Origin of the sequence: Uliginosibacterium sp. H1, from assembly GCF_036017065.1 — a bacterium.
Taxonomy (GTDB): Bacteria; Pseudomonadota; Gammaproteobacteria; order Burkholderiales; family Rhodocyclaceae; genus Uliginosibacterium.
In genome coordinates this window covers 1294868-1315598 of record NZ_JAYXHR010000002.1, presented here as the reverse complement: position 1 = coordinate 1315598, position 20731 = coordinate 1294868, and the positions used below count along the sequence as shown (strand labels likewise).

The following is a 20731-nucleotide window of genomic DNA, read 5'->3' as shown; positions in this document are numbered from 1 at the left end:
ACACATGGTGGAAGCCCGCTACTTCGACGGCCGCAGCAGCCGCCCTCGCGCCGTCCTGCTGGACTGGCAGGACGGCGCGTTGATGCTGAACGACGGCGAGGAAACCTTGCGCCGGCATCCGCTGCAGGAAGTGGACGTCACCGAGCAACTGGGTGACGGTCCTCGCCTGCTGCGACTGCCCGGCGGCGGGGTTTGCGAGGTCGACGATCGCGAAGGACTGGCGAGCCTGCTGCAGGCAGGCGGGTATCGCGACGGCCTGGTCGCACGCGGCCAGCGCAGCCTGCTGCTTGCAGTGCTGGCCATCGTCGCCCTGATCGCCATCGCGGCGGCCGGCTACCAATGGGGCGTTCCCATCGCCGCGGATCTCGTGGCAGCACGCGTGCCGGAAGAGCTGGTCGCCAGGAGCGGCGAAGAAACCCTCGAACTGCTCGACGACCACTGGCTGCGGCCTTCTCGCCTTCCGGGTGCGCGACGCGAGGCGCTGCGCAGCCAGTTCGCCGCCTTGCGCCCTCCCGACGGCGAAGCACCGCACTGGCGACTGCTGTTCCGCGCCGCGCCACAGGTTGGCGCCAACGCCTTCGCCCTGCCTGGCGGCGACATCGTGCTCACCGACGAACTGGTGGCGCTGGCCAGGGATGACCGCGAGATCATGGCGGTGCTGGCGCACGAACTGGGACACCAGCACTACCGGCACGGACTGCGCAGTGCCTTGCAGGGCATCATCGTCGGCGCCGCGGTGACGGCCTGGCTGGGCGATGTCAGCACCGCACTGGCCGGACTGTCCTCAGCGGTCCTCGGCGCGCGTTACTCCCGCGAGTTCGAGCGGGAGGCCGACACCTACGCGGCACGCATGCTGCAACACAACAATCTGTCGTCCGAATGGCTCGCCACCGCATTGCAACGGCTGGAGCAGGCGCATGCCGGAAAGGTTGATGGCACCCCCTCGCTACTGTCCACTCACCCGCATACCGCGGAACGCATCGAGGCCCTGAAGGTCCATCGCTGAGGCTGGCCGTGCGCCAGCCGGCCGTTCTTATGCCCAAGGCATTATCCGCCGCGCAAGACCCTGCCCTTTTGATACAGACCAAAGGGCGCTTCAGACCCCTCTCAAGGCACCGTAAGCATAATCAGATCATCCTCCCCGCCCACCCGCCATGCCAATTGCTTACGCACCCTCCATCCCGCAACCGTGTCGCCATGACGTGCCACGGCGGGATGCCTTGCGTTCCGGCAGGCGCCACGGAGCCGCACGGACATGACTCCGGCAGCGGCGCAGCTCCATAGCCAGCGCGACGGCAAGCCGGCTGCTGGCACGAGCCAGCGCGAGCCTTCCTATGCGGCCTCGCCCCGCATCCTCCGCTTCCCGGAGCAACGCCAGGGCGCGCATGAGGCATCGCCCTCCCGCGGCCATCGCCGGTGGCGCATCGTGCTGGTGGGCATGTTGGTCCTCGGTATCGTGCTGGTGGCGGGGATGCATCTCACCCGACCCCTCGTGGCAGACCAGCTGGCCCAGCGCCTGCCTGCCCAATGGGTGCGCAGCGCTTCGCAAACGACGCTGGATGCACTGGACAAGGACTGGCTACAACCCACGGCGCTTCCGCTGACAAGGCAGGACGCCATCCGGGCGCATTTCGCTGCGATGCGTGCCCCGAGCGAGGGGGCTCCCGCCTACCGCCTGCTGTTCCGCCGGGGTGACCTGGCCGGAGCCCGTGCCTTCACGCTGCCAGGCGGCGAGCTGGTCGTCACCGACGAGATCGTGAACCTGGCCCAGGATGATCGCGAGATCCTCGCCTTGCTCGCCCACCTGCTGGGCAAGCTGCAGCAGCAACGGCGCCTGGAGGCGGCAATCCGTGATGCCATGCTGCCGGTCCTGACGGCCATCTATCTGCAGGACGAGCAGCGCGGCAGCCAGGCGCTGGCCCGCCGCTTCATCGACTGGCAAGGCAGCCCCGAGGCAAACATGGCTGCCGACCGCTACGCGCTGGCAATGTTGCGCGCCAACGCAATCGAACCGGTATGGCTGGCCGGCATGCTGCAACGTATCGACAGCCAGAAGACCCTTTCCCGCCCCGGCCTGCCCGGCATTCTTGCCGCCGAGCCGGTCATCCAGCAGCGCATCGACCTGATCCTGCGCGACGGCGCCTGAGCGCCCCCCGGCACTCGTTTCTGCGTTCGCTTCACTGCCTGTCCGTGCATCGCCCCATATGTCCCGCGACATACGGCCGCGGCGATGCCGATGGTAAAGTGATGCACCGCAACGATGCACAGTCGCAAGCATGATCGGGATCTTCCTGCTCACCCACGGCACGCTCGGCGAATCGCTGATCCAGTGTGCCTGCCACGTCCTCAACCGTCGTCCGCCACAGCTTGCACAGCTGGGCGTTTCGGCGCAGGACGATCCGCTGGATATCCTGCCGACCGCTCGACGCTGGGTGGACTCGGTCGACTCCGGCAAGGGCGTCATCCTGCTGACCGACATCTTCGGTGCCACGCCATCCAATATCGCGCTCAAGCTGCTGGAGCCCGGCCATGTCGAAGGCATTGCCGGCGCCAATCTGCCGATGCTGCTTCGCATCTTGACCTACCGCGAGAAGGACGATATTCACACCGTGATCCAGAAAGCCGTTGCAGGTGGCTGCGACGGCGTGCTGCACATGAAGGGAGGGGTTTGAGATGCCTCGTGCCGAAGCCGAGATCGCCAATCGACTGGGACTGCACGCACGCCCGTCAGCCAAGCTTACCCAGCTTGCCACGCAGTTCCGCAGCGAGGTCTGGCTGGAAAAGCAGGGCCGCCGCGTCAATGCCAAGAGCATCATGGGCGTCATGATGCTGGCGGCGTCGCAAGGAACGCGTCTGACCATCGAGACCGAGGGCGAAGACGCCGAGTCCGCCCTGCAGGCCATTGTCGAGTTGATCGCCAGCCGGTTCGGCGAAGCCGAGTAGGCCCGCAACGCCCCCGACGACCGGCCACACTCCGCAGATGCCCTTCACCCTTCACGGCCTCCCTGTCTCGCAGGGCATTGCCATCGGCCATGCCCATCTGGTCTCGCACGCGCTGCTGGAGGTCAACCAGTACGTCATTGCACCCCGCCACGTCGAGGCGGAGATCACCCGCCTCGACGAAGCTGTCGCGCAAGTGCATGCCGAACTGCGCACCCTGCGCGCCACCCCCACCAGCGCACAGTCCGAAGTCGCCGCTTTCGTCGACCTGCACACCATGCTGCTGGACGACCCGATGCTGACCGTTGCGGCCCGCAGCCTGATCCGCGAGCGTCGTTGCAATGCCGAGTGGGCACTGGTGCAGCAGATGGAGCAGATCGTCGAGCAGTTCGAGGCCATCGACGACCCCTACCTGCGTGAGCGCAAGGCGGACGTGGTGCAGGTGGTGGAGCGCCTGCTGAAGGTGTTGCTCGGCCACCCCGGCTCGGTGTCACCACGGCGCAAGGAAGACCTGGGCACCATCGTGGTGGCCCACGACCTGTCCCCCGCCGACACCATCCACTTCAAGGACAACCGCCAGGTGGCGGGCTTCGTCACCGACGTGGGCGGCGCCACCTCGCACACCGCCATCGTCGCGCGCAGCCTCGGCATTCCGGCCGTGGTGGGCCTGCGCCATGTGCGGCACACGGTGCGTGATGACGACATCATCATCATCGACGGCGCACGCGGCATCATCATCGTCGACCCCGACGAACGCGTGCTCGACGAGTACCGCCTGCGCAAGAGCGAGTTGGAGCTGGAGCGCTCCAAGCTCAAGCGCCTGCGCAGCAACCGCTCTGCCACCTTCGACGGCGAGCTGATCTCGCTGCAGGCCAACATCGAGTTGCCACGCGATCTCCCGCAGGTGCGCGACGTGGAGGCCGAAGGCATCGGCCTGTTCCGTACCGAGTTCCTGTTCATGAACCGGGACGAACTGCCTGACGAGGACGAGCAGTTCGAGGCCTACCGGACAGTGGCGAAGGCCATGACCGGCAAGCCGGTGACGATCCGCACGCTGGACATCGGCGCCGACAAGGCGCTGAAGAGTGGTGGCCCGCGCATGGAGACCAACCCGGCGCTCGGCCTGAGGGCGATCCGCTACTGCCTGGCCGAGCCGCAGATGTTCCAGACGCAGCTGCGGGCGCTGCTGCGCGCCAGCCAGTACGGCAAGATCCGCATCCTGCTGCCGATGATCTCGCACGCCCACGAGGTGGATGCCGCCCTGCACGCGATTGCGCTGGCGAAGGCCAGCCTGCGCGCCGACAAGGTGAAGTTCGACGACAGCGTGCCGGTGGGCGGCATGATCGAGATCCCGGCTGCGGCGCTGTCGCTGGGCATGTTCGTCAAGCGCCTGCAGTTCCTGTCCATCGGCACCAACGATCTCATCCAGTACACCCTGGCCATCGACCGTACCGACGAGGCGGTGGCGCACCTGTACGACCCGCTCCACCCGGCGATCCTGCGGCTGATCCACCAGACCATCCAGGTCGGCGCCCGCAACGAGATTCCGGTGTCGGTGTGCGGGGAGATGGCGGGTGACGCACGCTTCACCCGCCTGCTGCTGGGCATGGGGCTCCATCAGTTCTCCATGCACCCGTCGCAGATCCTGGAAGTGAAGCAGGAAGTCCTGCGCGCGGACTACGCAGACCTGTCCGCCAAGGTGGCCCGGCTCATCAAGCTGGACGAGCCCGAGCGACTGCGCGAGGCGGTCGAGCGGCTGTAGGGAACACGCCTGCCCGTTTGTCCGTGTGGCAATCCTGTGTTGCGCCGCAAAACAAGGCACTCTGAACGCTAGTATGGGCGGCAGCTGCCCACTAGCGCACCGGAGAGCCCGATGGCCAAGACCCCGCACAACAAGCCCGCGACGCTGGTGATGACGGCGACCGTGCAACCCCCATCCGGCATGCCCGGCTCGGTCCGCAACGATCCGCAACTACGGCTACGGGAGTACCTGGAGGCATTCCGGTTCTACCTGACGGTGGACGACGCGCTGGTCGACCAGATCGTCATCATGGAGAACTCCGACGCCGATCTCAGTCCGTTCGCACGGGTGGCTGCGGAGCAAGGCTCGACCAAGCGGCTGCAACTCATCAACACCAGCAGCGAGTACCCCGCGTCCAAGGGCAAGGGCTACGGCGAATTCCGCATGGTCGACGAGGGTCTGTCACGGCTCATTGCCAGCGGCGCGGTCCAGATGGATACGCCGATGTGGAAGCTCACCGGCCGGCTCAAGCTGCTCAACATCGCGGAAATGCTGGCGACCGCGCCAGCCGGTTACGGTTTCTATTGCGACCTGCGCAAGGTGCCTTTGATCGGCGAGCGGCTCGGTGGCAATGACTGGATGGAGCTGCGGGTGTTTTCGTTCACGCCCGCTGCCTACGACGCATGCCTGCGCGGCCAGTATGGCAAGAGCTACGTGCTGGAGAAGGCCTTCTTCACGCTGCTCACCGGCCCCGAAGCGGCAGGGGGCAAGGCCCGCGTCGTACCGCGCTTCCGTCGCCAGCCTCGTCTGGCCGGCGTCAGCGGACACTCCAACAAGAGCTACGAAGGACTGGGCTATCGCGCCAAGAACACGCTGCGCAGCGTGGCCCGCGTCCTGGCGCCACGGCTCTGGCTGTAGCGGCTCGTCAGCGGCGCACCGAGGTACTCACCAGGATGCCGCCGACGATGAGCGCCAGCCCCACGAAGTGATACACGCGCGGCGCCTCGCCCAGGAACAGCGCGGCCAGCAATGGCGTGAACACCGGCATCAGATGGATGAACAGCCCGGAAGTCGCGCCGCCCACGCGTGACACCGCGCGATTCCAGAAAACGTAACCGAGAAAAGCCGGCACCACGCCGGTATAGAGCATGGCCGACATCGACGCCGCCGACACATGGATGCGCAGGCCCTGGGCCAGCTCCCAGGCGTAGAACGGCGCAAGGCCGATCACCCCCAGGCCACACAACAGCCCGAGCAGTGCCATCGGATGCAGCGGGACCGGCCGCCATTGCAGCAACACCGTGTACGCCGCCCACACGAAGACCGACAGCAGGATCCACAGGTCACCGGGGTTGATGCGCAGGCCGAGCAGGTACTCCAGCTCGCCATGGGCCACCACCACCGTGACGCCCGCGAGCGAGACCATGGTCCCCAACCACTGGCGCAGGCTGAGGCGGCGCCGGAAGACCGGCCACGACAGCGCCATGATGACCACCGGGATCAGCGAATTGAGCAGCACGCCGTTGGTGGCCGTGGTGTGCTTGAGCCCGATGTAGGTCAGCGTGTTGTAGCCGGTGATGCCCAGCAACGCCATGACGATCAGCCGCCAGGGCTGCTGCCGCAGGGCCTCGGCCATCGCGGCACGATGCGGCCAGGCCAGCGGCAGGACACACAGGAACGCCAGCACCCAGCGCCAGAATGCCAGCGCCACGGGCGGCACCTCGCCGCGGATGCCGCGACCGATCACCCAGTTTCCCGACCAGAACAGGACGGTCAGTACCAGCAGCAAGTAAGGGTTGTCGAGTCGGCGGAGCAGGCCAGGCATCGTTGCGCTGTGCGGTAGATCAAAGTTGGAGGGCGGGCGGCGGTGCCCTGAGCGGCCAAGCTGTCAGACAAACTAGCCTGTATGGTAGTTGAATGTTACAGTCCGCCGACGCGGCGCTGCAACAAAACCTGACCAGCCGCTCCCTTCCTCGCTGCACATGCCTTCCGAACTCCCGCTGGAACTGATCTTCCTGCTGCCCCTGGGTTTCGCCTCGGGCCTCATCAACGCCGTCGTCGGCGGAGGCGGCCTGATCCTGGTGCCGGGCCTCTTCGCCACCTACCCTGCCGCCGCCCCCGCCGCCCTGCTGGGCACCGACAAGTTCGGCTCGGTCATGGGCCATACGGTGGCGATGTCACAGTACGCCCGCCGTCTCGCCCTGCCCTGGCGCATGCTGGTGCCGGCAGCCGGCGCGGCGTTTGCCGGCGCCTACCTGGGCGCACGCGCCGTCCATCACCTGCCGGCGGAATGGGTACGCCCGCTGGTCATCGTGCTGCTGGTGGTGATGCTGATCTACACCTGGTTCAAGCCGCAGTTCGGCGCGGTGGACGCGAATCGTCCGATCACCCGGCGCGATATGTGGATCGGCCTGTCACTGGGCTGTGCCATCGGCTTCTACGACGGCTTCTTCGGCCCCGGCACCGGCAGCTTCCTGCTGTTCCTGTTCGTGCGCGTGTTCCACTTCGATTTCCTGCGCGCCACGGCCTGCGCCAAGGTCGTGAACATGGCGACCAACCTCGCCGCGCTGGCCTTCTTCGTACCGGCCGGGCTGGTGTTCTACGAGATCGCCATCCCGCTGGGACTGGCCGGCATCGCCGGCGCGCTCGTCGGCACCCGGCTCGCCTTCAAGGGCGGCAACGCCTGGATACGGCGCCTGTTCCTGGTACTGGCCCTGAGCCTGCTCGCCAAGCTGCTGTTCGACGTCGCGCGGCCCTGGCTCGCCTGAAGACAGGGCGCTACGGCATCGAAGGGTCCAGGCCCAGCTCGGCCCGCAGGCTGGCCACCCGTGGCGCCACGTCGCTGAACCAGGCCTCGTCCTGCATGCGCCCCCGCAGGGCCAGCAAGGCTTCCAGCAGACCCTCGCGCGGCATGCCGGCCGCCTGCAGCAGTTTCAGGGCGTAGCTGTCGGCTTCCGCCTCGATGGCGCGCGACTCCGCCGGGCTGGACGACAGCCGCATCGCCAGCCGCACACGCTGGTCCAGCCGCTGCGGCACGTCGCTCCCCATCAGGGCCATGCCGAGCGCCAGGCGCTTCTTCTGGTGCGACAGCGCCAGATGCGCCAGCTCATGTGCCACGGCAGCGGCCATCGCTTCGTCGCTGAGCGACAGGGCGTAGTCACGGTCCGCGATGATCTTGCCGCGCCCCAGCACCGCGAAGGGCACCGCCAGATCGGCCAGGACCAGCACATCCAGGCGCGCGTTCATCACGTCCGGATGCTGCTCGCGGACGATCACCCACAGCCGTCGTGCGACGTTCCCCGCACGCTTCTCGAAGCCGCTGGCCAGCTCGTCGGGTGGCCCGTCGCGGCGCGCGTTGAGCACGAGGGTGTCGTAGCGGTCCTCCGCCACCCCCACCATGTAGTCGAATTCGAGCTGGGCGAGCGCCGGCGCTGCGAGCAGCAGCCCGAACCCCAGAACGAGATAACGCCAGACTGCCATGCGCCACCCCCTGCCCGCGTTGCCGCGGTGTTGCGATGCCAGCTTTCAATCAAGCAAGCGCAGGCGTACATGTCAAATACGTGACATCCGACAGAAGGGCAGGTGGGTCAGCGGCGACGCCACAACAAGCGGCCGTAGACGGCGATGTTGACCGCGGCCAGCACGGCGGCCAGCCACCATTGCGTCTCGCGGGTAAGGCCGGGAGGGTAGAGCACCGGCAGCAGGTAGTGCTCGATGAAGCCGCCGCCATAGCCGGCCTCGCCACCGCGCAGGCGCAAGCCGTTTTCCAGTGGCGTCAGCGGACAGACCCCGCCGGAGAGTTCGATCCACAGCCCCCAGGCCAGGGCGGGCAGATGAAGCCAGGCCAGCCAGCGCCAGCGCAGCACCAGCAGGCCACCGAGCAGGGCGAACAGCACGAAGGCCAGATGCAGCACCAGCACCGCATCGGCCAGCGTGCGCCAGATCATTGCTTGCGGGCAGGTGCCCCGGCCGGCGTCGGGGGGGTCAGGCCCATGGACAGGTAGACACTGCTGAGTTGTTCCACGCCGATGTCCGCGGGCCTGACCTGATCGCGGCGTACGTAGAACAGGCCGCCGCCGATGGGCACCGGCGCGGTGGGCACCAGCACGGTCAGGTATTCCTGGTCGTCGATCAGCACCGGCACGGGGTTGGGCATCAGGGCCAGCACGGCCGTGCCGCGCGATTCACCGAAGAACACCCACACCGGGCTCATCGCCGCGACATCGGCCTTCGCGTCGCGGTCGAAGATGCCGATGAAGCGCGTCGTGGTGTCGTACAGGGTGCTGATGAACGGAATGCGCCGCACGGTGGAGTCGATCAGTCCGGACAAGGCATGGCGCAGGCGCGTCTGCACCACCACCCCCACCGCGTAGACCACGCCCAGCAGGAGGACGGCACCGATCGCGTAGGCCGTCATCGGGTTGGATGCGAAGGTGAAGCCCACCGCGGCGAGGCCGCGGCCGATCAGGCTGTTGGGGCCGATGAAGTCGCGCACGATGCGCGCCGCCCAGCCCAGCAACACCACGGTGAGCGCAAGTGGCGCCAGTGCCAGCAGGCCCGTCAGCAAGGGCTGGACCATTGCGGACAAGGCCTCCTTGATGCCGGGAGTCGCGTTGTCGGGAACGGGCGGTGGCAGGCGGGTCATGAGGGGCGTGGGAACGAGGGCGTGGAAAGAGGAAGTGGGAACGAGGACGTGAAATCGTGACGGAATCAGGCGCCGAACATGTCGCCGTCCTGCTTCGGCGGCAACAGGCCGAAGTGGCGCCAGATCGCGGGCGTGGCGATGCGACCGCGCGGTGTACGCTGCAGATAACCCTGCTGGATCAGGTAGGGCTCCAGCACGTCCTCGATGGTGTCCGGCGCTTCGCCGATGGCGGCTGCCAGGTTGTCCAGGCCAACCGGGCCGCCGTTGAATTTCTCCAGCACGGCGCCGAGCAGCTTGCGGTCCATGATGTCCAGCCCGACGCTATCGACGTCCAGCATGATCAGCGCGGCGTCCGCCACCTCGCGGGTGATGCGTCCCTGCGCCTTCACTTCCGCATAGTCACGGCAGCGGCGCAGCAGGCGATTAGCGATACGCGGCGTGCCGCGCGAGCGGCGCGCGATCTCCAGCGCGCCGGCATCCTCGATCTCCACGTTCAGCAGGCCGGCGGAGCGGCTGACGATGTAGCCCAGCTCGTCGGCCGTGTAGAACTCCAGCCGCGCGTTGATCCCGAAGCGGTCGCGCAGCGGGTTGGTCAACATGCCGGCGCGCGTCGTGGCACCGATCAGCGTGAAGGGCGGCAGGTCCAGCTTCACCGAGCGCGCCGCCGGCCCTTCGCCGATCATGATGTCGATCTGGTAGTCCTCCAGCGCGGGGTAGAGGATCTCCTCCACCACCGGCGAGAGGCGGTGGATCTCGTCGATGAACAGCACGTCGTGCGGATCGAGATTGGTCAGCAGCGCGGCGAGGTCGCCAGCGCGCTCCAGCACCGGGCCGGAAGTCTGGCGCAGGTTCACGCCCATCTCGGCGGCGATGATGTGGGCCAGCGTGGTCTTGCCCAGGCCGGGCGGGCCGAACAGCAGCACATGGTCCAGCGCCTCTTTGCGGTTCTTCGCGGCGTGGATGAAGATCTCCAGTTGCTCGCGGATCTTCTTCTGGCCGACGTACTCGGCCAGCCGCTTGGGCCGCAGCGCGCGTTCGATGGCGTCTTCCTGCGGCGTGGTGTTCGACGCGGAAACGATGCGGCCAGGCTGGAAGGAATCGGTCTCGATCATGGCGGGCAGTATAAGCGGGGCCTGTGTCGCGACGGCGCTCAGCCGCGCCGCAGCCGCTCCAGCATGCGGCGGGCGCGCTTGGTGGGACGCCCCTCGGGCATCCAGTCGGCCGGCTCCACCTCGAAGCGCCGCGCCTCCGCCTGCGCGGCACGGCGCGCACTGCTCTCGGCCGTCTCCTCGTAGAGCGTGCGCGCCACGGTGGCCGGGCCGCGCTTGTCGGAGAGTTGCTGGACGACCAGCTCCCAGCGCGTCTCGCCGATGCTGATCTCCACCCGGTCACCCGCCTTCACGTCCTTGGCCGGTTTGATGCGCAGGCCGTTGACGTGGATCTTGCCGCCCTCCACCGCCTCGGTGGCCAGCGTGCGCGTCTTGAAGAAACGGGCGGCCCACAGCCATTTGTCGATGCGGACGGCGGTCAGGGTCTGTGCCATGCAAAAAGCTTCCTGCGAGAAGAGCTGCAACGATCGAACCCGCATTATCCGCCACCAGTCGCCCGCCCGATTGGCCGGATTGTTACGCGCCCTGCCCGCTTGCTAGGCTGCGCCGCCGTTTCTGCTCCGGCCTGAAACCGGGGTTAGTCCGTACGCGTCGCGCACCACGCAGTGCGCGGCCAATCAGCTCAAGGGAGATCGCAACATGTTCCAGCAATTCATCCGGCTCTGTGCCGTGCTTGTCATTGGCCTGTCCGCCGGCGGCGCACTGGCGGCCCGCGCCGTGCCGGTAGGCGAACCGGCACAACGTGCCGTCGTCCAGCCCGGCAACGGTGCGCGCACCGCCGCCCAGGTCCGCGATGCCATCGTCAATGGCGGCCGCAATCTCGGCTGGCAGGTCCGGTCGGAAGAGCCGGGCAAGATCCGCCTGGGCATCCAGGTGCGCAGCCACACCGTGGTGGTCGACGTCAGCTATCACGCGACCGGTTACTCCGTCGCGTATGCGGACAGCACCGAGATGAACTATCGCGGCGAAGGCGCCGCCGCACTGATCCACCCCAACTATCACAAGTGGGTAAGCAACCTCTGCAGCCAGATCGACCGCGCCTTGCCGGTCTGAAATCCGGCAGGCCAAGACAAAACGCCCGCATCAGCGGGCGTTCTGCTTTCGTGCGTGGGCTGGCGCTCAGCCTCCGACTGTGGGCGCCGGCGTCAGGCGCTCGATCAACAGGGTGTGTACGCGGCGGCTGTCTGCACGCAACACGTGCACCCGGAGGTTGTCGATCTGCAGCACCTCGCCACGCTTGGGCAGGCGGCCAAGGCGGGCGATCACCATGCCGCCGACGGTGTCCGCATCGTCACGCGGGAAGTCGGTGCCGAAGGCCTCGTTGATGTCCTCGATGGTCGTGATGGCCTTGACGCGGTAGCGGCCCGACTGGTCGACGATGATGTTGTCGGCATCCTCGTCGAAGTCGTACTCGTCTTCGATGTCGCCGACGATCTGCTCCAGCACGTCCTCGATGGTCAGCAGGCCGGACACGCCTCCGTACTCGTCCACCACGATCGCCATGTGGTTGCGGCTGACGCGGAACTCGCGGAGCAACACGTTGAGCCGCTTGGACTCGGGAATGAAGACGGCCGGCCGCAGGTTGTCCTTCAGGCTGAAGCCGTCCTGGTTGCGCGCGCGGAGCAGGTCCTTGGCCAGCAGGATGCCCAGCACGTCGTCCTTGTTCTCACCCACCACCGGAAAGCGCGAGTGCGCGGTTTCCAGCACGAAGGCGACCACCTCTTCGAAAGGATCGTCGATCCCGATGATGTCCATCTGCGCACGCGGCACCATCACGTCGCGCACCTGCATGTCGGCGACGTTCAGTGCGCCTTCGATGATGCTGAGCGCATCCGCGTCGAAGAGATTGCGCTCGTAGGCGGCGTGGAGCAGATCGATCAGGGCGCCGCGGTCTTCCGGCTCCCGCGTCAGCAGGGCGGACAGTCGTTCAAGGAATCTGGGTCGGCTACTGGAAGGTTCCATAAATCGGAGGGTGAAACGGAAGGATTGAAACGAGAAACGTGAGGGGTGGCAGCTCTCCACCCCTCACGTTTCACGTTTCGGCCCCTCATCATTCCTTACCTGTCCTCACCGGCATAAGGATCAGGATAGTCCAAACCGAGCAGAATCTCCTGCTCGAGGGTCTCCATTTCCACTGCGTCGACCTCGCTCTCGTGGTCGTAGCCCTGCAGGTGAAGGGTGCCGTGCACGATGAGGTGCGCCGCGTGCGCCTCCACCGTCTTGCCCTGTGCCGCCGCCTCGGCCAGCAACACCGGCCAGCACAACACGAGGTCGCCCATCAGCAGCGGCTCCACCTCGTAGGGAAAGGACAGCACGTTGGTGGCGTAGTCCTTCTCCCGGTAGTCACGATTGAGGGTACGCCCCTCGTCCGCGTCGACGAAGCGCACGGCGATCTGCGCGGCACCGGGCTCGGCAGCCCGGATCCACCGGCGTATCTGCGGGCGCGTGGGCAGGCTGGGGTCGCTCACCTGGTACTGCACCGACAGGTTGAGGCGACGCGGCAGGTTCATCGCTCCAGCCCGTCGCGCATGCTGAGGTGATTGGCGATGCGCACGTAGTCATCCACGCCGAGCACCTCGCCGCGCGCGCCGGGGTCGATACCCAGCGCGGCAAAATCGGCATCGCCCAGCCATTCGCGCAGGGTATTGCGCAGCGTCTTGCGGCGCTGGCCGAATGCGGCGGTGACGATGCGCGACAGCAGCACCGCGTCGCGACACCGCAGTTCGGCGAGCGGGCGTGGCTGCATCCACACGATGGCCGAGGTCACCTTCGGGGCGGGATTGAACGCCCCCGGCGGTACATCGAACAGGCGCGCCATGTTGAAACGGTACTGCAGCATCACCGACAGGCGTCCGTACTCCTCGGTGTCCGGTTCCGCCACCATGCGTTGCACCACCTCCTTCTGCAACATGAAGGTCATGTCGCGCACCCGCTCGGCATACTGGGCGAGGTGGAACAGCAATGGCGTGGAGATGTTATAGGGCAGATTGCCCACGACGCGCAGCGGCGTCGGCAGATTGCCGAAATCGAACTTCAGCGCGTCACCCTCGTGGATGCTCAGTTGCGTCGGCTCGTAGGTTTCCTTCAGGCGGGCGATGAGGTCGCGGTCGATTTCCACCACGTGCAGGTGGCCACAGGCCGCCAGCAGCGGCTGCGTCAGCGCCCCCAGGCCCGGGCCGATCTCGACGACGGTCTCACCCGGCTTCGGCGCAATGGCCGAGACGATTTTGCCGATGATGTTGCGGTCGTGCAGGAAGTTCTGCCCGAAGCGTTTGCGGGCGATGTGGCCGTCCGGCATCGCTACCCCTGTTTGCCGAAAGCCGCGATGCGCTCGCGGATGCGCGGCAACGCCACATAGGCCGCCTGCTCGCCACGAAGGATGGCCTCATGCCGCTGCTGGAAATTGCTCACCGGCAGGCCGACGATGTCCGGACGCACCACGGCGTCCGCTTCCTTCAGCTCGTAGTTGGCGATGGTGCGGCCCATGATCGCGATGGTGTCGATCATCAGATCGAGATTGCCCTGCTGACGACGCCCGGACGCCTGCGAGGAGATGTCCACGGCGATGACGATGTCCGCCCCCATCTGTCGCGCGGCACGCACCGGGATCGGACTGACCAGGCCACCGTCGACGTACTCGCGTTCGCGGATCGTCACCGCGCCGAACACCCCCGGGATCGCCGAGGAAGCCCGCACGGCCTGGCCGACATTGCCGGTGGCGAAAACGGTCATCTCGCCACGCCCCAGATCCGTCGCCACGGCGCCGAAGCGGCGCTTCAACTGCTCGATCGGCCGGTTGCCGACCTGCTGGTTGATGAAGCGCTCCAGCGCCTCGCCCTTGATGAAGCCGCGATCGAACACGCTCCAGTCGGTGAGCGCGCTCTCTTCCATCTGGAAGGCGAGCTTCTGCAGCGCGAAGGCGTCACCCCCCGCTGCGTACAGCGCGCCGACCACACTGCCGACGCTGGTGCCCACCACCACGTCCGGCACGATCCCTTGTGTCTCCAGCGCCTTGATGACGCCGACATGCGCGAAGCCGCGCGCCGCCCCGCCCCCCAGGGCGAAGCCGATGCGCGGCTTGCGCGGCGGAATGACGGCGACCGGTGCGGGCGGGGGCGTCACCGCGACAGGTGTCGGAGCGGTCTCGAAAGGCTTGTTGCTGGCACAGGCCGCGAGCATGGCACTGGCCAGGCCAGCGCCCAGCAGGTCGCGACGCTTCATGCCTGCACCCCGCGCGCAGCAGTCATGGCCAACGCGCAGTCGACCGCGGCAAACAGGCTGCCCGCATCGGCACGCCCGCTGCCGGCGAGGTCCAGCGCCGTACCGTGATCCACCGAGCTGCGCAGGATGGGCAGGCCCAGCGTGATGTTCACGCCGCCGCCGAAGGTCGCGTATTTCAGTACCGGCAGACCCTGGTCGTGGTACATCGCCAGCACGGCATCGCCACGCTGCAATTGCTTCGGCACGAACAGGGTGTCAGCCGGCAGTGGTCCGATGAGCTGCATGCCCTCGCCACGCAGGCGCTCCAGCAGCGGCTCGATGACATCGATCTCCTCGTGCCCCATGTGGCCGCTCTCACCCGCATGCGGGTTGAGGCCGGCGACGAGGATGCGCGGCGAGTCGATAGCGAACTTGTCGCGCAGGTCGGCATTCAGGATGCGCAGGGTGCGCTCCAGCGATGCCGCCGTCAGCGCATCGCTGACCTGCTGCAACGGAAGGTGGGTGCTGGCCAGCGCGACCCGCAGCCAGCTGCGGTCCCCGGCCGGCCCGTGTTCGCCGGCGAGCATCATGACGACCTGCGGCGTGCCGGTACGCTCGGCGAGATACTCGGTGTGGCCGCTGAAGGCAATCCCGGCGTCATTGATCACGCTCTTCTGCACCGGCGCGGTCACCATCGCCGCAAACTCGCCAGCGCTGCAGCCGTCACAGGCGCGGTCAAGCAGGGCCAGCACGTAGGCGGCATTGGCGACGTCCAGCCGGCCGGCCTGCGCGGCCCGGGCCAGCGGCAGGTGCAGTACTTCCAGCGCACCTAGCATGGGCGCATTGTCGGGCTTGTAGGGCCGATACACGACGTGGCGGCCGGTGGCGGCCGCGCGTTCGGCCAGCAGCTCCGCGTCGCCCAGCACGACCAGGCGCGCCGGCCAGTCGCGGGTGGCCAGCGCAGCGCACAGCTCCGGCCCGATGCCGGCGGGCTCTCCACTGGTGACCGCGATGACGGGCAGGCCGCTCATGGGGGTCGTCAGGACGGTTGGTCCAGGCGCAGTTCGACGTAGGAGCGATCACGCAACTGACGCAGCCAGTCTTCGTACACTTCCTCGGCCTTGCGTTCGCGCAGGGCGTTGCGTGCGCGTGCGCGGCGGCGGTCGTCGGTCACGTCGATAGTGCGTCGCTCCAGCACCTGGATGAGATGCCAGCCGAACGGTGATTGCACCGGCGGGCTCATTTCATTGGGGCGCAGCGCGTCCATCGCCCGCTCGAAATCCGGCACGGTGTCGCCCGGCGACAGCCAGCCAAGATCACCGCCCTTGGTCGAGGTGATGTCGCTGGAGAAGTTGCGGGCGAGTTCGGCGAAGTCACCGCCGTTGACGACGCGCTCGCGCAGTTCGGTCAGGCGACGACGTGCTTCGGCGTCGTTCAGACCATCGGCGGTACGCAGCAGGATGTGGCGCGCGTGGGTCTGCTGGATCTGCTCGGCCTTCGCGGTGGCCTGGCGCACGTTGACCAGCTTCACGAAATGGATGCCGGCCGCACTGCGCAAGGGGTCACTGACCTGGCCCGGCTGCATGCGCACGACCACGTCGGCGAACAAGGCCGGCAGCCGTTCCAGCGGACGCCAGTCGAAAGCACCGCCCTGCATCGCGTCCTGGGCCTCGGAGAACGAGGCAGCGAGCTTGGCGAAGTCTTCACCCTGTTTGGCGAGGCGCGAAATATCCGCGGCGCGTCGCTGCAGTTGTGCCCATTGTTCCGGCCGTGCGCCCTCGGGTGCGCGCAGCAGGATGTGGGACACCAGATACTCGCGCCCCGGGCCCGCGGCCGCATCGGCCGCCAGGAAGGACTCCACTTCGCTGTCGCTGACGGTGACGCGGCTGTCGACCTCGCGTTCACGCAGGCGGGTCACGATGATCTCGGAACGGATTTCCTCGCGGAAGGTGTTCCAGGCGACGCCTTCGCTCTGCACCGCCTTGCGCATGTCCGCAAGGCTCAGCTTGTTGTTGTCGGCGATGCGCTGCACGGCGCGATCCAGCTCGCTGTCGTCGACGCGGATCCCCTGGTCACGGGCGGTCTGCAATTGCAGGCGCTCGGTGATCATGCGCTCCAGCACCTGGCGTTGCAGCTGCGATTGCGGCGGCAGCGGCGTGCCCTGGCGGCGCAGCTGGCCGGTGACAGTCGCCACCCGACCGTTGAGTTCCAGCTCGGTGATGACTTCGTTGTTGACCACCGCGACGATGCGGTCCAGCGCGGCAGCCTGCGCCCACAACGGCAGCATGAGGAAGAGGAAGGAAAGCAGTCGTGCGGGGAATTGCATGGATGACGTACCTTAACGCGCGCCGAAGACGGGGTCCTGGACGGACGTATCGTTGATCTTGCCGTAGCCACTGACGCTACGACGCAGGAGTTCGACAGGGTTGGACCCGATGGCGGCGAGTCCGGTGAATTCGATCTGCAGGAAGATCGCGCTGTTGTATTCCTGCTTGGTGTTGATGATCTTGTGATACACGGTGCGGAACACCCAGCAGTCGGCCTTGTATTCCAGCCCGACGAGGCCTTCGTTGACGCGGTGATCACGCAGGCTGCGGTTGTAGCGCGCCACCCCGTACCAGCCACCCAGGATCGGCCATTGCCCGGCGATGTCCAGGTCACGGAACTCGTCACGCTTGTAGCGCCACGACACGGCGAGAGCCTGGGCATGGCCAGGCTGGTAGCGCATGGCGAACGTGGCGCGCTCGCTCTGGTCTTCGCGCGGGTCGTACTGCAGCAGGGTGTCGACGTAGAACTTCGGGTGGATCCGCCCGGTCACACCTGCCAGCCAGTCGGCCACGGCCCCCTCGCGCGGAACCTCGCCCGGCAGGGTTACGCGCTGGTCCTCGAAATAGAAACGCTGGCCCAGGTTCAGGCGCAGCCACTCGATGCCGGTGGCCGATTCGACGAAACGTGAGGCCACCCCCACCGTCAGCTGGTTGGCGTCGGCGATGCGGTCGTAGCCGGAGTACACGTTGTCGGCGTAGAGCTGCGCGAAGTTGTAGTCGGCACGCGCGGTGTCGAAGACCGGAATGTCGGACTGGTCGCGATAGGCGGTGCGCAGGTAGTAGAGCCGGGGTTCCAGCGTCTGGATGTAATCCGTCTGCCCCCAGGTCGTATCACGCTCGAAGCGCAGGCCGGCATCCACGCTGGCCATCGGCACGGTCCGCGATATGGCGGTGGTCGTGGCGCTGCTGGTGCTGCGACGGTCCACGTTGTAGTAGGACAGGTGCGCGCCGACCTTGGGCACCACGAAGTACCCCGGCTGCTCCAGCGGCAGGGACAGCTGCGGATACACCACGCTGCGCGTGCCTTCGTCATCGGTCGGATGGCGGAAACTGGTGAAGTCGGCCGGCATCAGGAAGCTGAAGCCCCCCACGTCCGGCTGCAGGACGCGCGCCGTGACCTGCGGCAGGCGGCTGTAGGGCGTCGCGCCCGTAATGACCTGGAAGCGCTGCACATTGACCCCGGCGCTCAGCCAGGTGCCGCTGTTGTAGTTGAGTCCGACCTGCTGGTTCAGCGAGGACAGCGAGGTCAGCGCGATCCGCGTCGACAGGTCGGCGAAGTAGTCCAGGTCCGATACTTCGGAAGCATTCACGAAGCCGGACCAACCCCGCCCGAAATCCTGCGTATGCGACCACGACGCCAGCGAACGCGACTCCTGGGTCAGGTCGTCCCGCGGCATCCATTCCGCCTGCAGGCGCCCGTTGCTGATGCTCGGCGTGATGTAGCGGAACTCGCCATTCAACTGCAGGCCACGACGCCCCATCCAGCGCGGCGCAAAGGTGGCGTCGTAGTTGGGCGCGAGGTTGAAGTAATACGGCACGCTGACATCGACGCCGGTATTGGTCGACGTCCCCAGCGTAGGCGGCAGGAAGCCGCTCTGGCGTCCGCCCGACAGCGGGAATTCGGCCCACGGCAGGTAGGCGATCGGCACCCCCTTGAACACCAGGGTGCCGTTGTAGCCCTCGCCCAGATCGCGGTCGAAATCCAGGCCGAGGTTCGGCATGCGCAGGTACCAGTCCGGCGTGGGCGCGGGACAGGTTGAATAAGTGGCGTTGAACAGCCGGTAGTGGTTGTGCCCCTCGAAGCGCAGCTCTTCTGCCTCACCCGAGCCGACCACGTCATCCGGCATGCCCCGCCGAGCAGGCGGCTTCACGATGTAGGAAGGGGTCTCGAAGCTGCCTTCGAAGGTGTCCAGGTTCAGCTTCGCCCGCGGGCCGCGGATCAGGTTGCCTTCGCGACGCAGCTCCACCTGCCCTTCGGCCTGCGCGTCGTTGGTGACCTGGTCGAGCTTCAGGTTGTCGGCGTCGAGCTGCACATTGCCGCGCTCCATCCGCACCTTGCCGCGCGCCTTCACCTCGACTTCGTTGCGGCCTTCTATGACATCCGCCTCGAGCACGGTCGGCGGCTTGGCACCGGGGGCTTGCACGGCAGCGGGCGCGGCCTGGGCAACGAGCAACAGGCGCGGATCCACATGCAGCACCGGCTCGGCACGTGCCGGAGTACTCAGTGCGGTCAGCACGGCCAGCGAGACGGGGCTGAGGGCAAGCGGTTGCAGGGCCTGGCGGAACGGTCGGGCCTTTGGCATGAACGGTGGTGGATGAAAACTTGCCTCGTCGGACAACAGACCGCGGGCAGGGTTTTGATAGGATGCGCGATTTTACATGAAGCTCTGCCGGCCAGCCCGGCCGGGGCCGGAACCGACCGTGGATCGCCTCTCCCTTCTGCGCAACTGGGTGGCCACCCGCCACCCGGGCCGCCTGCACGACATCTCCCCCGCTTCGGCCGATGCAAGCTTCCGCCGCTACTTCCGCGTCCGCTTCGCCGACGACGGCAGCACGCGCATCATCATGGACGCGCCGCCGGAACACGAAGACTGCCGTCCGTTCATCCAGGTCGCGGAACTGTTCGGTGCCGCGGGCGCCCATGTCCCGGTCGTGCATGCGCAGGATCTGGGCCAAGGCTTCCTGGAATTGTCCGATCTCGGCGGCAGCACTTACCTGTCGCAACTGAGCCCGGCCGACCCCGCCAGCGCGGCCCCGCTGTACGCCGAAGCCCTGGGCACGCTGGCCACGATCCAGCGCGCCAGCCGGCCCGGCGTGCTGCCCGACTACGATCACGCCCTGTTGCTGCGCGAACTGGAGCTCTTCCCGGTGTGGTACGTCGGCCGCCACAAGGCGGTGACGCTGAGCGACACCGAGACCACCCAGCTCTACGACGTGTTCGAACGCATCCTCGCGGTGAACCTGGCCGAGCCGAAAGTCTTCGTGCACCGGGACTACCACTCCCGCAACCTGATGCTGACCTCGCCCAACCCCGGCGTGCTGGACTTCCAGGACGCGGTCTACGGCCCGCTCACCTACGACCTCGCCTCCCTGCTGAAGGACGCCTACATCGAGTGGGAAGAAGACTTCACGCTGGACCTGCTGGCGCGCTACTGGGATGCCGCCCGCGCCATCGGCCTGCCGGTGCGCGAGAGCTTCGCCGACTTCCACCGTGACTACGAGTTCATGGGCGCCCAGCGCCACATCAAGGTCCTGGGCATCTTCGCGCGGCTGTATCACCGCGACGGCAAGGATGGCTACCTCAAGGACATGCCGCTGGTGATGAAATATCTGCGCAGGACCTGCCAGCGCTACGACGAACTGCGCCCGCTCGCCCGACTGCTGGAACGCCTCGATCCACAGGAGACGCAAAGTGGCTACAGCTTCTAGGCTGATCGACACCTCCGCGCTGGAAGCCGCGCTCGCGGAATTCTCGCGCGAGCGTGACTGGGACGTTCATCACAGCCCTCGCAACCTGCTGCTGGCGCTGACCGGCGAGCTCGGCGAACTGGCCGAGATTTTCCAGTGGAAGACCGAAGCCGAGTCCGCCGCCATCATGCGGGGCAGCGAGGCCGAACACGTGCGGCAGGAGATCGCCGACGTGCTGCTCTACCTGATGCGGCTGGCGATGGTACTGGGGGTGGACGTGGATGCCGCGGTGCGCGACAAGATGGCGCTGAACGCGCTGAAATACCCTCCCAAGTACCCGCGAGGCACGGCCGGGCCGTAA

General features: G+C 67.1%; 23 protein-coding genes. 10 read left to right on the top strand and 13 right to left on the bottom strand.

Annotation, left to right across the window (positions count from 1 at the left end; translation table 11 throughout):
- Nucleotides 1-4: 4 nt before the first annotated feature.
- From VVD47_RS15565 to VVD47_RS15540, 6 genes are all read left to right on the top strand, one after another.
- Nucleotides 5-1006, top strand: a complete 1002-nt coding sequence (locus VVD47_RS15565; RefSeq protein ID WP_327604404.1) for a M48 family metallopeptidase — start codon at nt 5-7, stop codon at nt 1004-1006.
- Between the two features lie 249 nt (nt 1007-1255).
- Entirely contained in the window at nt 1256-2146 is an 891-nt protein-coding gene (locus VVD47_RS15560; RefSeq protein ID WP_327604403.1) for a M48 family metallopeptidase, read from the top strand.
- Nucleotides 2147-2276: 130 nt separating this feature from the next.
- A complete protein-coding gene (locus tag VVD47_RS15555; protein WP_327604402.1) occupies nt 2277-2672 on the top strand; it encodes a PTS sugar transporter subunit IIA in 396 nt (131 codons plus the stop codon).
- 1 nt (nt 2673) lies between these two features.
- A complete protein-coding gene (locus VVD47_RS15550; protein ID WP_327604401.1) occupies nt 2674-2943 on the top strand; it encodes an HPr family phosphocarrier protein in 270 nt (89 codons plus the stop codon).
- Nucleotides 2944-2980: 37 nt separating this feature from the next.
- On the top strand, nt 2981-4702 hold the full coding sequence (gene ptsP, locus VVD47_RS15545; protein ID WP_327604400.1) for a phosphoenolpyruvate--protein phosphotransferase: 1722 nt from the start codon (nt 2981-2983) through the stop codon (nt 4700-4702).
- Nucleotides 4703-4813: 111 nt separating this feature from the next.
- Entirely contained in the window at nt 4814-5599 is a 786-nt protein-coding gene (locus VVD47_RS15540) for a hypothetical protein (RefSeq protein ID WP_327604399.1), read from the top strand.
- Nucleotides 5600-5606: 7 nt separating this feature from the next.
- Here VVD47_RS15540 and VVD47_RS15535 read toward each other — a convergent pair whose 3' ends face one another.
- On the bottom strand, nt 5607-6506 hold the full coding sequence (locus tag VVD47_RS15535; protein WP_327604398.1) for a DMT family transporter: 900 nt from the start codon (nt 6504-6506) through the stop codon (nt 5607-5609).
- Between the two features lie 157 nt (nt 6507-6663).
- On the opposite strand from VVD47_RS15535, the gene VVD47_RS15530 reads away from it, so the two are divergent.
- Nucleotides 6664-7449, top strand: a complete 786-nt coding sequence (locus VVD47_RS15530) for a sulfite exporter TauE/SafE family protein (protein ID WP_327604397.1) — start codon at nt 6664-6666, stop codon at nt 7447-7449.
- Nucleotides 7450-7459: 10 nt separating this feature from the next.
- Here VVD47_RS15530 and VVD47_RS15525 read toward each other — a convergent pair whose 3' ends face one another.
- From VVD47_RS15525 to VVD47_RS15505, 5 genes are all read right to left on the bottom strand, one after another.
- A complete protein-coding gene (locus VVD47_RS15525) occupies nt 7460-8161 on the bottom strand; it encodes a M48 family metalloprotease (protein WP_327604396.1) in 702 nt (233 codons plus the stop codon).
- Nucleotides 8162-8268: 107 nt separating this feature from the next.
- Entirely contained in the window at nt 8269-8628 is a 360-nt protein-coding gene (locus tag VVD47_RS15520) for a DUF2784 domain-containing protein (RefSeq protein ID WP_327604395.1), read from the bottom strand.
- Nucleotides 8625-9326, bottom strand: coding sequence for a DUF502 domain-containing protein (locus tag VVD47_RS15515; RefSeq protein WP_327604394.1), 702 nt, complete (start codon nt 9324-9326; stop codon nt 8625-8627). Before VVD47_RS15515 ends, VVD47_RS15520 begins: the two co-directional genes overlap by 4 nt.
- Nucleotides 9327-9391: 65 nt before the next feature.
- A complete protein-coding gene (gene ruvB / locus VVD47_RS15510) occupies nt 9392-10438 on the bottom strand; it encodes a Holliday junction branch migration DNA helicase RuvB (RefSeq protein WP_327604393.1) in 1047 nt (348 codons plus the stop codon).
- 38 nt (nt 10439-10476) lie between these two features.
- A complete protein-coding gene (locus VVD47_RS15505) occupies nt 10477-10869 on the bottom strand; it encodes an RNA-binding S4 domain-containing protein (RefSeq protein WP_327604392.1) in 393 nt (130 codons plus the stop codon).
- Nucleotides 10870-11074: 205 nt separating this feature from the next.
- Between VVD47_RS15505 and VVD47_RS15500 the strand changes: the two genes are divergently transcribed.
- Nucleotides 11075-11488 (top strand): hypothetical protein, encoded by a 414-nt coding sequence (locus VVD47_RS15500; RefSeq protein ID WP_327604391.1) that lies wholly within the window; start codon nt 11075-11077, stop codon nt 11486-11488.
- Between the two features lie 66 nt (nt 11489-11554).
- Here the strand turns inward: VVD47_RS15500 and VVD47_RS15495 are convergent, their stop codons facing one another.
- The 7 genes from VVD47_RS15495 to VVD47_RS15465 form a co-directional block, all read right to left on the bottom strand.
- Nucleotides 11555-12397 carry an HlyC/CorC family transporter gene (locus VVD47_RS15495; RefSeq protein WP_327604390.1) on the bottom strand — a complete coding sequence of 281 codons (843 nt, stop codon included), beginning with the start codon at nt 12395-12397 and terminating at the stop codon, nt 11555-11557.
- Nucleotides 12398-12492: 95 nt separating this feature from the next.
- A complete protein-coding gene (gene ybeY / locus VVD47_RS15490; protein ID WP_327604389.1) occupies nt 12493-12945 on the bottom strand; it encodes an rRNA maturation RNase YbeY in 453 nt (150 codons plus the stop codon).
- Nucleotides 12942-13733: a 16S rRNA (adenine(1518)-N(6)/adenine(1519)-N(6))-dimethyltransferase RsmA gene (rsmA, locus tag VVD47_RS15485; RefSeq protein ID WP_327604388.1), complete on the bottom strand. Its 792-nt coding sequence runs from the start codon at nt 13731-13733 to the stop codon at nt 12942-12944. Before rsmA ends, ybeY begins: the two co-directional genes overlap by 4 nt.
- 2 nt (nt 13734-13735) lie before the next feature.
- Complete coding sequence (locus tag VVD47_RS15480) at nt 13736-14656, bottom strand: patatin-like phospholipase family protein (RefSeq protein WP_327604387.1); 921 nt, start codon at nt 14654-14656, stop codon at nt 13736-13738.
- A complete protein-coding gene (gene pdxA / locus VVD47_RS15475) occupies nt 14653-15666 on the bottom strand; it encodes a 4-hydroxythreonine-4-phosphate dehydrogenase PdxA (RefSeq protein ID WP_327604386.1) in 1014 nt (337 codons plus the stop codon). Before pdxA ends, VVD47_RS15480 begins: the two co-directional genes overlap by 4 nt.
- Nucleotides 15667-15674: 8 nt before the next feature.
- On the bottom strand, nt 15675-16961 hold the full coding sequence (locus VVD47_RS15470; protein WP_327604385.1) for a peptidylprolyl isomerase: 1287 nt from the start codon (nt 16959-16961) through the stop codon (nt 15675-15677).
- Between the two features lie 12 nt (nt 16962-16973).
- A complete protein-coding gene (locus tag VVD47_RS15465; RefSeq protein ID WP_327604384.1) occupies nt 16974-19265 on the bottom strand; it encodes an LPS-assembly protein LptD in 2292 nt (763 codons plus the stop codon).
- Nucleotides 19266-19383: 118 nt separating this feature from the next.
- On the opposite strand from VVD47_RS15465, the gene VVD47_RS15460 reads away from it, so the two are divergent.
- Together VVD47_RS15460 and VVD47_RS15455 are read left to right on the top strand one after the other, a co-directional pair.
- Nucleotides 19384-20391, top strand: coding sequence for an aminoglycoside phosphotransferase family protein (locus VVD47_RS15460; RefSeq protein ID WP_327604383.1), 1008 nt, complete (start codon nt 19384-19386; stop codon nt 20389-20391).
- Nucleotides 20375-20731 (top strand): nucleotide pyrophosphohydrolase, encoded by a 357-nt coding sequence (locus VVD47_RS15455; protein ID WP_327604382.1) that lies wholly within the window; start codon nt 20375-20377, stop codon nt 20729-20731. The genes VVD47_RS15460 and VVD47_RS15455 overlap by 17 nt, the downstream gene beginning before the upstream one ends.

Excerpts from the sequence above, each read along its gene's own strand:
- ruvB (WP_327604393.1), bottom strand. The coding sequence starts at position 10,438 with ATGATCGAGACCGATTCCTTCCAGCCTGGCCGCATCGTTTCCGCGTCG.
- ptsP (WP_327604400.1), top strand. The coding sequence starts at position 2,981 with ATGCCCTTCACCCTTCACGGCCTCCCTGTCTCGCAGGGCATTGCCATC.
- VVD47_RS15480 (WP_327604387.1), bottom strand. The coding sequence starts at position 14,656 with ATGAAGCGTCGCGACCTGCTGGGCGCTGGCCTGGCCAGTGCCATGCTC.
- VVD47_RS15495 (WP_327604390.1), bottom strand. The coding sequence starts at position 12,397 with ATGGAACCTTCCAGTAGCCGACCCAGATTCCTTGAACGACTGTCCGCC.
- VVD47_RS15530 (WP_327604397.1), top strand. The coding sequence starts at position 6,664 with ATGCCTTCCGAACTCCCGCTGGAACTGATCTTCCTGCTGCCCCTGGGT.
- VVD47_RS15535 (WP_327604398.1), bottom strand. The coding sequence starts at position 6,506 with ATGCCTGGCCTGCTCCGCCGACTCGACAACCCTTACTTGCTGCTGGTA.
- VVD47_RS15525 (WP_327604396.1), bottom strand. The coding sequence starts at position 8,161 with ATGGCAGTCTGGCGTTATCTCGTTCTGGGGTTCGGGCTGCTGCTCGCA.
- VVD47_RS15550 (WP_327604401.1), top strand. The coding sequence starts at position 2,674 with ATGCCTCGTGCCGAAGCCGAGATCGCCAATCGACTGGGACTGCACGCA.
- VVD47_RS15465 (WP_327604384.1), bottom strand. The coding sequence starts at position 19,265 with ATGCCAAAGGCCCGACCGTTCCGCCAGGCCCTGCAACCGCTTGCCCTC.
- VVD47_RS15560 (WP_327604403.1), top strand. The coding sequence starts at position 1,256 with ATGACTCCGGCAGCGGCGCAGCTCCATAGCCAGCGCGACGGCAAGCCG.
- VVD47_RS15540 (WP_327604399.1), top strand. The coding sequence starts at position 4,814 with ATGGCCAAGACCCCGCACAACAAGCCCGCGACGCTGGTGATGACGGCG.
- VVD47_RS15500 (WP_327604391.1), top strand. The coding sequence starts at position 11,075 with ATGTTCCAGCAATTCATCCGGCTCTGTGCCGTGCTTGTCATTGGCCTG.
- pdxA (WP_327604386.1), bottom strand. The coding sequence starts at position 15,666 with ATGAGCGGCCTGCCCGTCATCGCGGTCACCAGTGGAGAGCCCGCCGGC.
- VVD47_RS15555 (WP_327604402.1), top strand. The coding sequence starts at position 2,277 with ATGATCGGGATCTTCCTGCTCACCCACGGCACGCTCGGCGAATCGCTG.
- VVD47_RS15520 (WP_327604395.1), bottom strand. The coding sequence starts at position 8,628 with ATGATCTGGCGCACGCTGGCCGATGCGGTGCTGGTGCTGCATCTGGCC.
- rsmA (WP_327604388.1), bottom strand. The coding sequence starts at position 13,733 with ATGCCGGACGGCCACATCGCCCGCAAACGCTTCGGGCAGAACTTCCTG.
- VVD47_RS15470 (WP_327604385.1), bottom strand. The coding sequence starts at position 16,961 with ATGCAATTCCCCGCACGACTGCTTTCCTTCCTCTTCCTCATGCTGCCG.
- VVD47_RS15515 (WP_327604394.1), bottom strand. The coding sequence starts at position 9,326 with ATGACCCGCCTGCCACCGCCCGTTCCCGACAACGCGACTCCCGGCATC.
- VVD47_RS15565 (WP_327604404.1), top strand. The coding sequence starts at position 5 with ATGGTGGAAGCCCGCTACTTCGACGGCCGCAGCAGCCGCCCTCGCGCC.
- ybeY (WP_327604389.1), bottom strand. The coding sequence starts at position 12,945 with ATGAACCTGCCGCGTCGCCTCAACCTGTCGGTGCAGTACCAGGTGAGC.
- VVD47_RS15505 (WP_327604392.1), bottom strand. The coding sequence starts at position 10,869 with ATGGCACAGACCCTGACCGCCGTCCGCATCGACAAATGGCTGTGGGCC.